This is a genomic window from Amycolatopsis sp. lyj-23 (genome assembly GCF_046549135.1).
In the GTDB taxonomy this organism is placed as follows: Bacteria; Actinomycetota; Actinomycetes; order Mycobacteriales; family Pseudonocardiaceae; genus Amycolatopsis.
In genome coordinates, this window is record NZ_JAJPWN010000009.1 from 200,477 (window position 1) to 213,255 (window position 12,779).

Sequence of the window (12,779 nt, forward strand, 5' to 3'; positions counted from 1 at the left end):
AACGGGCGACAGCTTCGACTTGTCGCTGGTGTACCGCAGGGGTACCACGACGATCATGAGGATGCTTCTCGCGGCCGTGGCCGTGCTCGCCGGGCAGGTCTCGAGCGGCGGGGTGCAGCCCGATCCGCCCAGCTGGGGGCTCGACCGGATCGACCAGCGCGCCGGCCTCGACCACGCCTACCACTACGCGACCGACGCCTCGGGCGTCACCATCTACGTCATCGACAGCGGCGTCGACGCGAAGCACCCCGACTTCCAGGGCCGCGTTGCACCGGGGCGGGACTTCCTCGGCGGCGGCTCCGACACCTCCGACACCAACGGCCACGGCACCCGGCTCGCCGGCATCGCCGCCGGCAAGGCCTACGGCGTCGCGAAGGGCGCCCAGATCGTGCCGGTGCGAGTGCTCGACTCCGGCGGCGGCGGGGCCACCGACCAGATCATCGCCGGCATCGACTGGGTCGCGCAGAACGCCCAGCAGCCCGCCGTCGCCGTCCTCGGCATCGGCGGGGTGCCCAACGACCAGCTCGACGCCGCCGTGAAACGGCTGGCCGAGGTGGTGCCGATCGCCGTCCCGGCGGGCAGCGAGACCGCCGACGCCGGCGGCTTCTCGCCGGGCCGGGTGCCCGAGGCGCTGACCGTCGCCGCCTCCGACGCCCAGGACCGGCCGGACAAGACGTCGAACTCCGGCCAGGACGTCGACCTCTACGCCCCAGGCGCCGGCATCCCGTGCCCGATCGCGGGCGGCACCGGCGCGGGCCCGGAGTCCGGCACCTCGATGGCGGCGGCGTTCGCGGCCGGCGTGGCCGCGCTCTACCGCGCCCAGCACCCCGGCGACAGCCCGGCCCAAGTGGACGACGCCCTGGTCAAGGCGGCCACCCCGGACGTGCTCAATGGCGTCCCGAACGGCACCGCCAACCGGCTGCTTTACGCGCCGCCGGGATCCTGAAAAGCTGCCCAGACGACCCGGACGGCAACCCTGCGCGACGCATGATGTCCATCACCCGGGACTGAACTCCCGCACAGCGGGAAGAACCGGGTAACGTGCGTTGACTTACCGATCCAAGAGGGAAGGACCGGGCATGTTCCGCAAGGTTCTGGTGGCCAACCGCGGGGAGATCGCGATCCGGGCGTTCCGCGCCGGCTACGAACTCGGTGCCGGCACAGTTGCCGTGTTTCCGCACGAAGACCGCAACTCGCTGCACCGGCTGAAGGCCGACGAGGCGTACGAGATCGGCGAACCCGGTCACCCCGTGCGCGCCTACCTCTCGGTCGACGAGATCGTCGCCGCGGCGAAGAAGGCGGGGGCCGATGCCGTCTACCCCGGCTACGGCTTCCTCTCGGAGAACCCCGATCTCGCGCGCGCGTGCGAAGAAGCGGGGATCACCTTCGTCGGGCCCAGCGCCGACATCCTGGAACTCACCGGTAACAAGGCTCGTGCGGTCAAGGCCGCGCGCGAGGCCGGCGTGCCCGTGCTCGGCTCGTCCGAGCCCTCCAGCGACGTCGACACGCTGGTCGCCGCGGCCGGAGAGCTCGGGTTCCCGGTCTTCGTCAAGGCCGTCGCCGGCGGTGGCGGGCGCGGGATGCGCCGCGTCGAGGACCCCGCGCTGCTGCGCGAGTCCATCGAGGCCGCCGCGCGCGAGGCCGAGTCCGCCTTCGGCGACCCGACCGTCTTCCTCGAGAAGGCCGTCGTCGAGCCGCGGCACATCGAGGTGCAGATCCTGGCCGACGGCGTCGGCAACGTCATCCACCTCTACGAGCGCGACTGCTCCGTGCAGCGGCGCCACCAGAAGGTCATCGAGCTCGCCCCGGCGCCGAACCTCGACCCCGGGCTGCGTGACCGCATCTGCGCGGACGCGGTCAAGTTCGCCCGCCAGATCGGCTACCGCAACGCCGGCACCGTCGAGTTCCTGCTCGACAAGCAGGGCAAGCACGTCTTCATCGAGATGAACCCGCGCATCCAGGTCGAGCACACGGTGACCGAAGAGGTCACCGACCTCGACCTCGTGCAGTCGCAGCTGCGGATCGCCTCCGGCGAAACCCTCGACGACCTGGGCCTGAGCCAGGAGAAGATCTACCTGCGCGGGGCCGCCCTGCAGTGCCGGATCACCACCGAGGACCCGGCCAACGGCTTCCGCCCGGACACCGGGATGATCTCCGCCTACCGCTCGCCGGGCGGCTCGGGCATCCGGCTCGACGGCGGCACCGCCTTCTCCGGCACCGAGATCAGCGCCCACTTCGACTCGCTGCTGGTCAAGCTGACTTGCCGCGGCCGCGACTTCAAGACCGCCGTCGGCCGCGCGCGCCGGGCCGTCGCCGAGTTCCGGATCCGCGGGGTCGCCACGAACATCCCGTTCCTGCAGGCCGTCCTCGACGACCCGGACTTCCGTGCCGGCCGCGTCACGACGTCGTTCATCGAGGAACGCCCGGAGCTGCTCACCGCGCGGCAGTCCGCCGACCGCGGCACGCGGCTGCTGACCTACCTCGCCGACCAGACGGTCAACAAGCCCAACGGCGAGCGCCCGAAGACCCCGGACGCCACCCTGAAGCTGCCGAAGCTGCCGAAGGACGCCGAGCCGGCGCCGGGCTCGAAGCAGAAGCTCGTCGAGCTGGGCCCGGCCGGGTTCGCCGAGTGGCTGCGGAAGTCGCCGCACATCGGCGTCACCGACACGACCTTCCGCGACGCCCACCAGTCGCTGCTCGCCACCCGCGTCCGCACGAAGGACCTGCTGGCCGTCGCGCCGGTGGTCGCGAACACGCTGCCGCAGCTGCTGTCGCTGGAGTGCTGGGGCGGCGCGACCTACGACGTCGCGCTGCGGTTCCTCGCCGAGGACCCGTGGGAGCGGCTCGCCGCGCTGCGCGAGGCCGTGCCGAACATCTGCCTGCAGATGCTGCTGCGCGGGCGCAACACCGTCGGCTACACGCCGTACCCGACCGAGGTGACCACCGCCTTCGTCCAGGAGGCGACGAAGACCGGCATCGACATCTTCCGGATCTTCGACGCGCTCAACGACGTCGAGCAGATGCGCCCGGCCATCGAAGCCGTGCGCGAAACCGGGTCCGCGGTTGCCGAGGTGGCGCTCTGCTACACCTCGGACCTGTCGGACCCGGGCGAGAAGCTCTACACGCTCGACTACTACCTCAAGCTGGCCGAGCAGATCGTCGGCGCCGGGGCGCACGTCCTGGCGATCAAGGACATGGCCGGGCTGCTGCGCGCGCCCGCGGCGACCAAGCTGGTCACCGCGCTGCGCAAGGAGTTCGACCTGCCGGTGCACATCCACACCCACGACACCGCGGGCGGCCAGCTGGCCACCTACCTCGCGGCGATCAACGCGGGCGCGGACGCCGTCGACGGCGCGGTCTCGTCGATGGCGGGCACGACGTCGCAGCCGTCGCTGTCCTCGATCGTGGCGGCCACCGACCACTCGGCCCGGACCACCGGTCTGGACCTGCGGGCCATCGGCGACCTGGAGCCGTACTGGGAGAGCGTGCGCAAGATCTACGCGCCCTTCGAGGCCGGCCTGGCGTCGCCGACCGGGCGCGTCTACGACCACGAGATCCCCGGCGGCCAGCTGTCGAACCTGCGCACGCAGGCCATCGCGCTCGGCCTGGGCGACCGGTTCGAGGACATCGAGGCGATGTACGCGGCCGCCGACAAGATCCTCGGCCACCTGGTCAAGGTGACGCCGTCGTCCAAGGTCGTCGGCGACCTCGCGCTGCACCTGGTCGGCGCGGGCGTCTCGCCGGCCGACTTCGAGGCGGAGCCGAACAAGTTCGACATCCCCGACTCGGTGATCGGCTTCCTGCGCGGCGAGCTCGGCGACCCGCCGGGCGGCTGGCCGGAGCCGTTCCGCACCAAAGCCCTCGAGGGCCGGGCGGCGGCGAAGCCGGTCGTCGAACTGTCCGAAGAGGACCGTTCCGCGCTGGCCGAACACCCGCGCCGGACGCTCAACCGGCTGCTGTTCCCCGGCCCGACGAAGGAGTTCGAGGCGCACCGCGAGGCCTACGGCGACACGTCGGTGCTGCCCAGCAAGGACTTCTTCTACGGGCTGCGGCCGGGAGAGGAGTACTCGGTCGACCTCGAGCCGGGTGTGCGGCTGCTCATCGAGCTGGAGGCCATCGGCGAGGCCGACGAGCGCGGTGTCCGCACGGTGATGTCGACGCTCAACGGCCAGCTGCGCCCGATCCAGGTCCGCGACCGCTCGATCGCTTCGGACATCCCGGCGACCGAGAAGGCGGAGAAGGGCAACCCGAAGCAGGTCGCGGCGCCGTTCGCCGGCGTCGTCACGCTGCAGGTCGCCGAGGGTGACACGGTCGAGGCCGGTGCGACGGTCGCGACGATCGAGGCGATGAAGATGGAGGCCTCGATCACGGCGTCGGCCGGCGGCAAGGTCGGCAGGCTGGCGATCACGAACGTGCAGCAGGTCGAAGGCGGAGACCTCCTCCTGGTCCTCGAATAAGGCCTCCCGTGCGGTCAGGCGGGTGCCGATCCGCCTGACCGCGCCCGGCCGCGTGCCGGCAGCGATACGCTCGGCGGATGCTGATCAACGCGGTACCGCAACGGCAGGGCGCGGCCGGACCGCGCGCGGCGGAGCTGCCGGACGGCTGTGTGGCGCTCGCGGAGCTGGCCGGGCACGTCCTCGGCCGGCCCGTCCACCACGTCCGCCAGACGCACGCGGTGTCCGAAGTGGACCGCGGGATCGCGTCCCGCGCGGTGCTGACCGGCGCCAACCGGGCCGCTCAGCTGGCCGCACTGGAGGCGCCGGGCGGGCCGGTGCTGACGATCGGCGGCGACTGCGGCGTCGAGCTGGTCCCGATCGGGGTCGCGCGGTTCCGCCACGGGCCCGGGCTGGGCGTCGCGTGGTTCGACGCCCACGCGGACCTGAACACGGCCGATTCGTCGCCCTCAGGGGCGTTCCACGGGATGGTGCTGCGGTCGCTGTTCGGCGAGGGCGACCCGGAGTTCGCGGCGGACCCGGCGTTGACGCCCGGGAACGTGGCCCTCGCCGGGACACGCGTGTTCGACCCGGAGGAGCGGGCGGCGGTGTCCCGTGGCCTGGTGGTCGAGTCCCTCGGCGCCTTGGCCGGGGTGGAGAAGCTGTACGTGCACGTGGACCTCGACGTGCTGGACCCGGCGGAGTTCCCGGGGCTGAACTACCCGGAACCCGGCGGCTGGACGATCGAGCGCCTGGTCGCGGAGCTCAACGCCCTGGCCCGCTTCGAGGTCGTCGGTGCGGGGATCACGGAGTGCGTGGGCACCCCGCGCGAGGTCGAGGTCCTCGAGCCGGTGGTCGCCGCGATCGGCCGCCTGCTCGTGAGTGGTTGAGAGGGTCAGCACCCTGGTTCCCGTTCACGACCAGGCGGCGCGGACCGCGTCCAGCGCGTCGTCGAGGGTGGCGCCGAGGTCCCGGGCCGTCGTCGCGAAGTCCGCGGCGGCGGAGCGGAGCAGGGCCGCGGGTTCCGGGCGGCCGGGCGGGATCGTCACGACCGTGCCGCGCGACCGGGCCGTCGTCACCCAGCCCGCCGCCTCCAGCTCGCGGTAGGCCCTGGCCACCGTGCCCGAGGCCAGGCCGAGGTCGCGGGCCAGCTGGCGGATCGGGGGCAGCCGGGTCCCCTCGGGCAGCGCGCCCGTCGTGACCGCCCGGACCACCTGGTCGTGCACCTGCCGCCAGGGCGCCAGGCCGGTCTCGGTGTCGACGACGATCTTCACGCGGTGGCCGGCTGCCGTTTCACCGGGGCCGTGACCGCCAGGAACGCCGCCAGGCCGGCCACGACGACCAGGAACGACCCGAAGTCGCCGGCCGGCCAGCCGATCGCCGTGCACGCGCCGATGCCCAGCCCGATCGCCACCCGGGCGCTGCGGGTGCGCAACGCCAGGTCGGTGCGCGGCTCGCCGATCGCCGGGCGGCGCACCGCCAGCAGCGCGATCGCCGCGCAGGCCACCGCCGTGCCCGCGGCGACCGCCAGCAGCTTCCACTGGGCCGTCAGCCCCAGGTGCACCATCGCCCCCGCCGCCGCCAGCCCGCCGAGGACCAGCACCCACACCGGGACGACGTCCCGCAGCGTCCGCGGGGCCAGCACGGCCTCCCGGCGCGGGCCGCGGGCCGGGCGCTGCGCCAGCAGCTCGGCGATCAGGCCGCCCAGCAGGAGCGTGACGACGATCGTGCCCGCTCCGCCGTCGTCGAGCAGCGGCGGGATCGCGAGGAAGAGCCACGGGTACCAGAGCCGGCGCCGCTTGAGGTAGCGGACGGCCAGCGCGACCTCGTCGGCGCCCGGCTCGGCCACCCCCCAGCGTTCCAGCAAGCGCTTACCGTGCTTCTCACCCGGCCAGAGCACGATCAGGATCCCCAGCCCGATCAGGCCCGTGAAGAGCGCGACAGCGAGCACGTTGTCCCACGGCATGCCGTACCTCCCGAAGCTTGTGTCAAGCACATGATACAAGCACGAGTGCGCAGCCGCGGCGCGGGGCGCTCGACACCGCGTTCGCCCGTTCGCACGCACGTGACAGTGCACTCGGCGGGACACTTGTCAGCTGGTTGCAGCCAACCGTCCGGAAATTTGTCATCTTCCTGACAAGAAACCGGTTTTCTTTCACGAAGGTGACACGTTTGGCGTTAGTTTTTCGATGTGCCGGTTGTCACCCCGTGACAGGCGCGGGGTGCCGGTCGTGGGTGCTCCGCGGCCGGATTCCGGGGGCGGAGCAAAGGAGCTGCGATGACGGTGGAGCGCGGATTCGAACACGCTGCGCCGCCCGCCGCACTACCCCGCAAGCTCGCTGACATCCTGCGTCCGGAACTGGCCAGTCTCGCCGCCGAAATCGTCGAAGAAATCCGCGCGACCATCCCGGCGTATGCGCGGCCGCTCGACGGGCCGTACGGCAAGTCGATCCGGGCAGGCGTCGAATACGCGATCACGCTGTTCGTCGCGCAGATCGCCGATCCCACCGTGTCGAAGGAACAGTCCCACGAAGTGCACCACCGGCTGGGGCAGAACGAAATGCGCGAGGGCCGCAGCCTCGACACGCTGCAGTCGGCCTACCGCGTCGGCGCGCGGGTGTCGTGGCGGCGGATCATGCGCGTCGGGCGGCGCAGCGGCCTCTCCTCCGCGGTGATGTCGCAGCTGGCCGACGCGATGCTGGCGTTCATGGACGAGCTCGCGTCCGTCGCCCTCGACGGCTACCTCGAGGCGAAGGCGCGCACCGCGGGCGCGCTGGACACCTGGCGCCGCAAGCTGCTGCACCTGATCCTGGAGACGCCGCCGGCGTCCCCGAAGGCGATTGCCGAGCTGGCGCAGCTGATCGGCTGGCCGGTGCCGTCCGACGCGACCCCGGTGGCGATCTGCCCGGCCGGCGGCGTCGCCCCGGCCCGGCGGCACGCCGGGCTCGACGCGGACGTCCTCGCCGAGCTCGACACCCCGGACCCGAAGCTGGTCGTCCCCGGCGAGCTGAGCAGTGCCCGGCTGGCGGCGCTGCAGGTGGCCCTGCCGGACTGCCGCCTGTCGATCGGCCCGTGCGTCCCGCTCGCTTCGGTCGCGGATTCGCTCAGGTGGGCCCGCAACACCCTCCAGCTGGCCGAGCGCGGCGTGCTGACGCCGCGGCCGGTGCTGCGCGCCGAGGAGCACCTGGCGACGCTGCTGGTCAACTCCGACACGGGTCTGGTCGGCACGCTGCGGCACCGCCTGTTCGCGCCGCTGGCCGACATGACGGGCAAACAGCAGGAGCGGCTGCTGGAGACGCTGCGGGCGTGGCTGGACAGCCAGGGCAACGTGGTGGAGATCGCCGAGCGCCTCGGCGTCCACCCGCAGACGGTCCGCTACCGCATGCGCCAGCTGCAGGCGACGTTCGGCGAAAGCCTGCGCGACCCGTCGGCGCGGTTCGAGATGGAGCTGGCGCTGCGCGCGGGGGCGGCGCCGCTCCCGCTGCGGCACCCGGTCAGCGACCTGCTGCCGTCACCGCGGTCGGGTGGGTCACGCCCGCAGTGGCCGTAGCGCGGGTCAGGAAATCGTGATCCCGGGCTGGAACCGGGAGTCCTGCGCCGGGTTGGTGATCCTCAGCGTGCAGGTCGACGACCAGGCGGTCCACGTCCCGGTCCCCGTCCCCTTCCGGTGCCACTGCAGGTTCTCGGTGACCTGGAGGCCGAGTGCGAACCCGGCCGAACCCGCGGTGCCGGCGGTGAAGGTCAGGGGGCCGGCGTTCTCCGGGAAGGCCAGGCCGCCGGTGGTGGGGACCACCTGCAGGGGGATGCCGCCGGAGATCACGGCGCTCGCCGGGGTGGCGTTCGCCGCGGTGATCGTGGCGCCGAAGGATCCCTGGACCTCGTCGTACCCGGCGGCGGTGAAGAGGGAGCGGACCGCCGGGGACATGACGTGGTCCAGGTGCACGTCGGTGAGGGTGATCGCGGCGCCCGGCGACACCGTGTCCGCGGTCGTGAACGAACCGGCGAAGGTCGAGTTCTGCGGAGACACGCCGGGATAGGTGCAGCTGTAGGTCAGCGTGGCCGTTTGCGCGGTGATCGTGGCGGCGTGCGCCGTTCCCGCGGTCGTGGCCGTGACGAGCAGGGCGGCCGCGACCGCCGTTCCGATCCTCATGGTTCCCCCTCAGTGAGGTCGCTTCGCCGCCGCCTTCTTCGCGGCCGCGGCGGCCGGGTCCGGTGGCGGCCCGTCGGAGCCCGGCGGGCACTGGGTGTGGTCCGGTTCGGTGCAGACGAGGAGGTTGTAGGTGTCGACGAACGCCTGGTTGCCCTCGCCCGAGCTCATCCCCGTCAGCAGCGGGCTCAGGTCCTGGCCGCCCGCGCCGCAGCCGGTGAACGCGGGGATCTTGAACCCCGTCTTCTCGTCGGTCCGGATGTGGCCGACGCCGAACGCCTCGTACGGGCCGTTGAGCGTGAGGGTGATCTTGTCCGCCGTCACGCACTCGGGGCCGAGGTCCAGCGGGACGCCGTTGACCTTCGCGCCGCTGAGGCGGGCCATCACCTGCAGCGTCGTGTTCAGGAAGGTGGCGCCGGTGTCCGGGTCGGTCGTGATCCCGCCGGCGAACTCGATGAGCTTGCTGTCGCGCCAGTCGACCGGCAGGAACTCGATGGTCGCGGTCACCGGCACGAACCCGAAGCCCAGGAACGTGGCGGTCGCCGGGGCGAAGGTGGTCGACCCGGTGACCCGGGAGTCGTTGGTGACCAGGTTCAGGATGAACAGGCCGTTGAACAGGAACGCCGGGTCGGCGGTGACGGTCGCGCCGAGCTTCTTGACCGTCGACTTCGTCAGGATCGTGACCAGGCTCAGCGGAACGGCGAACTCGTCGTCGGTCGGCGGATCGCCCGGGCCGGGCTCGTCGGCGGCCGCGACCCGCTGCTCCTGCTTCTGTCCCGGCGTCACCTTCGGCAGCACGAGCACCTTGGCCAGCGTCGTCTGCTGCTCGGCGTCCAGGGTGCACGCGACCGGCTTCGCGGCGGCCGCCCCGGTGGTTGGCGGCGCGGTGGTTGGCAGCGCGGTGGTTGGTGGCGCGGCGGGCGATGGCGCGGCGGTCAGCGCGAGCGACGGCGCGGTGACGTCGAAGGTGACGGCGCCGACGGTGTTCAGCGCGATGTCGGGCACGGTGCCGGTGGCGGTCAGGGTGACGTCGCCGGTTTCCGGCAGCGGGGTGGCCGGCACGACCAGGGCCACCGGGACCTTGTCCGCACGGTCGTCCTGGTGCACAGCGAGCTCCAGCCGCACTTCGCCGCCCAGCGAGCCGGCGGTGGTGCCGGCCGGGAGGTAGGCCAGCGCGACGTCGCGGGGGAGCGTGAGCTTGGCGGAAAGCGCGCCGACGGTCAGCGACGTCCCGGTCCGCGCCTGGGCGGGGATCGTCGCCGCGGTGTCGACGGTGAGCTTGCGGGCGCCGAGCGGGTCGGCGAAGGGGCACGTCACCGACACCGACGTCGCGGCCTTCGTGTCCGGCGGAACGGCGGGGGCGGGAGCGGCCGACCCGACGCCGGTCAGCGCGCCGTTCACCGCGGACAGCAGGCCGACGGCCGCCAGCGCGGAGATCGTGAGGGTGCGGGGCCGGACTCGACGTGGCATCGGTTTCCCTGGGTGCGGTGCGGCAGCGGCGGGGTGTTCCCGGTGCGGGCCGGGCGGCCCGCACCGGGAAACCCGGTCAGGAGACGGTGATGCTCGGGCTGAACGCGGTGTTCTGCGCCGGGCTGGTCACCTTGAGGGTGCAGTTCATCGTCCACGGCGACCAGGTGTCGGTCGACTTCTTGTGGAACTCCAGGTTCGCCGACAGCCCGCTCGTCAGCGACAGGGTGGCGGTGCCCGCGGTCGACGGCGCGGTCCAGCTCGGGATGCTGGACGACGCCACCTGCGCGATGTTCACCGTGATCGGGCCACCGGTCGGGTAGATGACCTGCGGGATGTTCAGCCCGGAGGCCGCCGACGACGACAGCGTGCCGGCCGAGACGGTCACCGGAACCGTCGCGGTGCCCCGGATGCCGTCGTAGCCCACGGCGGTCAGCAGCGAGTGGACGGTCGAGCTGATCGTCGCGGTCCCGCCCACGTTGCTCGGCGTGATGGTGGTGCCGTGCACGACGGTGTCCGGCGCGTCCAGGTGCGCGGTGATCGCGACCGGCTGCGGCGAAATGCCGGGGAAGGTGCAGTTGTAGGTGATCCCGGCGGTCCCGCCGGCGGTGTAGGTGATCGTGGCGGCGGCCGCGGTGCCCGCGGTCAGCACCGCGATGGCGCCGATGGCGGTCGCGGTGGTGGCGATACCGGCGGACAGCCTGCTGAGTCGGGACATACCTTCATCTCCTTTGATTCGGTTCAGTCTCGGCTTTTGGCTGATCGATTGCTCGCCGCCGTCGTTCCCCCATCGCTTCACCCGCCCCGTTTGCCCCGGGCGGCGGGAGGCGAATCCACCGGCGTGCGAGGTGGAGGTCCATCTGCCGAAATCGAGGCTACTCGCCAGTTCAGTACGGAACAAGAGTCGGGAACCCTCCCGGGTGAGCCACGCGCCGCTCCGGGGAAATCTTGTGCGGACGGGCGCAGGGAACGCGCGGGATTTGGCGGATCGTGACAAAGAACGCCCGGCACGGCGAGCGGCGGGCTACCATTTGTGATCTTGCGTGGGCAATCGCGAAGACGCATTCGACAGAAATGAGACTATCGTGCCGGGTTCTTCACGTTGTGGACGGGTGTCATTCAAGCGTGCCGCATTTGCGCTCACGGCGGCGGTGGCCGTCTCGTCGCTCGCCCAGCCGGCCTCCGCGGCCACGGTGGGCGGCGTGATCGCCTGGGGTAAACCGGACTACAACGTCACGATCCCGCCGCCGGAGGCGCTGACCGGGGTCACCGCGGTGTCGGCGGGCAGCACGACCGCGCTGGCGCTGAAGGGTGGCGCGGTCCTCGCGTGGGGCCTGAACAACTGGGGCAACAACGAAATCCCCGCGGCGGCGACCTCCGGGGTCAGCCAGATCGCGTCGGGCTGGGGCCACGAACTGGCCCTCAAGAACGGCGGGGTGATCGCCTGGGGCAACAACTGGTACGGCCAGACGAACCTGCCCGCGTCCGTGGCCAGTGGCGTGCTCGCGATTTCGACGTCCAACATGCACAGCCTGGCGCTCAAGCAGGGCGGCCTGGTGGTGAGCTGGGGAACGCGGACCGATGTGCCCGCCGCCGCGCAGTCCGGCGTCACCGCGATCTCCGCCGGTGGCGACCACAACCTCGCGCTCAAGAACGGCGGCGTGCTCGCCTGGGGCAGCAACACCTACGGCCAGTCGACGGTGCCTGCCGGGCTTTCGTCCGGCGTCACGGCGGTTTCCGCGGGGTTCAACCACAGCCTGGCCCTCAAGGACGGCCGCGTCTACGCCTGGGGCCGCGACAACTTCCACCAGACCGAGGTGCCGCCGGAGGCGCTGTCCGACGTGGCGGGCGTCGACGCCGGGTTCAACCACAACGTCGCCTACAAGACCAACGGGGACATCGTCGTCTGGGGGTCGAACTTCGTCGGGGAGTCGACCCCGCTGCTGTGCGGGCCGGTGTTCGCCGTTTCGGCCGGGGACAACGACAGCTTCGCGCTGAAGGAAGACCCGGCCGCACCCTGCTGAACCGGGGGGTGGCGGGCCGCGCGGGCCCGCCACCGGCGGTCCGGCTCAGGTGGCGTCGCTGGCCAGGTCGAGCGTGATCGTGTTGCCCGGTCCCGAAATCAGGGCGCCGAGCGCGATGTCGGCGATGAAGCAGTTGTTGAACTCGGGAATGGTGTAGGTGCCCGTCACCGTGATCGCGGGCGCGGTGATGTCGATGTTCTGCGCGGACAGCGTCAGGTCGAGCGGGGTCTTCGTCTTGCAGCTGCCCGGCACGGTCGGCAGCGGGATGACCGGCACGATCGGGCCGGCCCAGATGTCGTAGATCTCCATGTTGGCCTTGGCCTTGGTGACCAGGTTGCCGTCGGCGATGGTGCCGGTGACCGGCCCGAGCGGGGTCACCTTGACCTTCGCCTTGATCCGGAAGATGCCCGCCAGCAGCGAGATGTCGGCCTGCGACGGCGGCAGCGACAGGTCCGCGCTCAGCCCGACCGACCCGGTCTGGTCGTCGATGAGCAGGTTCCCCTTGAGCGAACCGGGGCCGAGCTTCAGTGCGCTGCCGGTCTTCTTCACCGTGGTGGAGCCGGTGACCTTGTAGGACACGGGGATCGGGACGACGTCGGCCGACGCCGGCGTGACGGTGACCCCCGTCAGCACGACGGCCGCCGCCGACGTGAGCACGGCCAGTCTCTTCAGCTGCGTTGCCACGGACATGGTTGTCCTCCTTTTGCG

General features: G+C 71.9%; 11 protein-coding genes. 5 read left to right on the forward strand and 6 right to left on the reverse strand.

The annotated features are described in order from the left end of the window. Positions 1 to 61: 61 nt before the first annotated feature. From ACLJPY_RS23565 to ACLJPY_RS23575, 3 genes are all read left to right on the forward strand, one after another. Positions 62 to 946, forward strand: coding sequence for a S8 family peptidase (locus ACLJPY_RS23565; RefSeq protein ID WP_410591852.1), 885 nt, complete (start codon positions 62 to 64; stop codon positions 944 to 946). Between the two features lie 133 nt (positions 947 to 1,079). Then, entirely contained in the window at positions 1,080 to 4,457 is a 3,378-nt protein-coding gene (locus ACLJPY_RS23570) for a pyruvate carboxylase (protein ID WP_410591519.1), read from the forward strand. 77 nt (positions 4,458 to 4,534) lie between these two features. Beyond that, positions 4,535 to 5,323, forward strand: a complete 789-nt coding sequence (locus tag ACLJPY_RS23575) for an arginase family protein (RefSeq protein WP_410591521.1) — start codon at positions 4,535 to 4,537, stop codon at positions 5,321 to 5,323. A gap of 24 nt (positions 5,324 to 5,347) precedes the next feature. On the opposite strand, the gene ACLJPY_RS23580 is transcribed toward ACLJPY_RS23575, so the two are convergent. Beyond that, complete coding sequence (locus tag ACLJPY_RS23580) at positions 5,348 to 5,707, reverse strand: GntR family transcriptional regulator (RefSeq protein ID WP_410591523.1); 360 nt, start codon at positions 5,705 to 5,707, stop codon at positions 5,348 to 5,350. Further along, positions 5,704 to 6,399: a hypothetical protein gene (locus ACLJPY_RS23585; RefSeq protein WP_410591524.1), complete on the reverse strand. Its 696-nt coding sequence runs from the start codon at positions 6,397 to 6,399 to the stop codon at positions 5,704 to 5,706. The genes ACLJPY_RS23580 and ACLJPY_RS23585 overlap by 4 nt, the downstream gene beginning before the upstream one ends. A 312-nt stretch (positions 6,400 to 6,711) precedes the next feature. On the opposite strand from ACLJPY_RS23585, the gene ACLJPY_RS23590 reads away from it, so the two are divergent. Next, entirely contained in the window at positions 6,712 to 7,983 is a 1,272-nt protein-coding gene (locus tag ACLJPY_RS23590) for a PucR family transcriptional regulator (protein WP_410591526.1), read from the forward strand. 6 nt (positions 7,984 to 7,989) lie between these two features. Here ACLJPY_RS23590 and ACLJPY_RS23595 read toward each other — a convergent pair whose 3' ends face one another. The 3 genes from ACLJPY_RS23595 to ACLJPY_RS23605 form a co-directional block, all read right to left on the reverse strand. After that, positions 7,990 to 8,583, reverse strand: coding sequence for a DUF6801 domain-containing protein (locus ACLJPY_RS23595; protein WP_410591528.1), 594 nt, complete (start codon positions 8,581 to 8,583; stop codon positions 7,990 to 7,992). A 9-nt stretch (positions 8,584 to 8,592) separates the two neighbouring features. Next, a complete protein-coding gene (locus ACLJPY_RS23600) occupies positions 8,593 to 10,050 on the reverse strand; it encodes a hypothetical protein (protein WP_410591530.1) in 1,458 nt (485 codons plus the stop codon). 76 nt (positions 10,051 to 10,126) lie between these two features. Then, positions 10,127 to 10,765 (reverse strand): DUF6801 domain-containing protein, encoded by a 639-nt coding sequence (locus ACLJPY_RS23605; protein WP_410591531.1) that lies wholly within the window; start codon positions 10,763 to 10,765, stop codon positions 10,127 to 10,129. Between the two features lie 394 nt (positions 10,766 to 11,159). Between ACLJPY_RS23605 and ACLJPY_RS23610 the strand changes: the two genes are divergently transcribed. Beyond that, the gene (locus ACLJPY_RS23610; protein ID WP_410591533.1) at positions 11,160 to 12,071 is read left to right on the forward strand and encodes an RCC1 domain-containing protein; all 912 of its coding nucleotides are present in this window, start codon (positions 11,160 to 11,162) and stop codon (positions 12,069 to 12,071) included. 45 nt (positions 12,072 to 12,116) lie between these two features. Here ACLJPY_RS23610 and ACLJPY_RS23615 read toward each other — a convergent pair whose 3' ends face one another. Then, positions 12,117 to 12,761, reverse strand: a complete 645-nt coding sequence (locus ACLJPY_RS23615; RefSeq protein WP_410591535.1) for a hypothetical protein — start codon at positions 12,759 to 12,761, stop codon at positions 12,117 to 12,119. Positions 12,762 to 12,779: the final 18 nt, after the last annotated feature.

Coding starts and splice junctions, on each gene's coding strand:
- ACLJPY_RS23575 (WP_410591521.1), top strand. CDS start 4,535: ATGCTGATCAACGCGGTACCGCAACGGCAGGGCGCGGCCGGACCGCGC.
- ACLJPY_RS23585 (WP_410591524.1), bottom strand. CDS start 6,399: ATGCCGTGGGACAACGTGCTCGCTGTCGCGCTCTTCACGGGCCTGATC.
- ACLJPY_RS23590 (WP_410591526.1), top strand. CDS start 6,712: ATGACGGTGGAGCGCGGATTCGAACACGCTGCGCCGCCCGCCGCACTA.
- ACLJPY_RS23570 (WP_410591519.1), top strand. CDS start 1,080: ATGTTCCGCAAGGTTCTGGTGGCCAACCGCGGGGAGATCGCGATCCGG.
- ACLJPY_RS23615 (WP_410591535.1), bottom strand. CDS start 12,761: ATGTCCGTGGCAACGCAGCTGAAGAGACTGGCCGTGCTCACGTCGGCG.
- ACLJPY_RS23565 (WP_410591852.1), top strand. CDS start 62: ATGCTTCTCGCGGCCGTGGCCGTGCTCGCCGGGCAGGTCTCGAGCGGC.
- ACLJPY_RS23600 (WP_410591530.1), bottom strand. CDS start 10,050: ATGCCACGTCGAGTCCGGCCCCGCACCCTCACGATCTCCGCGCTGGCG.
- ACLJPY_RS23595 (WP_410591528.1), bottom strand. CDS start 8,583: ATGAGGATCGGAACGGCGGTCGCGGCCGCCCTGCTCGTCACGGCCACG.
- ACLJPY_RS23605 (WP_410591531.1), bottom strand. CDS start 10,765: ATGTCCCGACTCAGCAGGCTGTCCGCCGGTATCGCCACCACCGCGACC.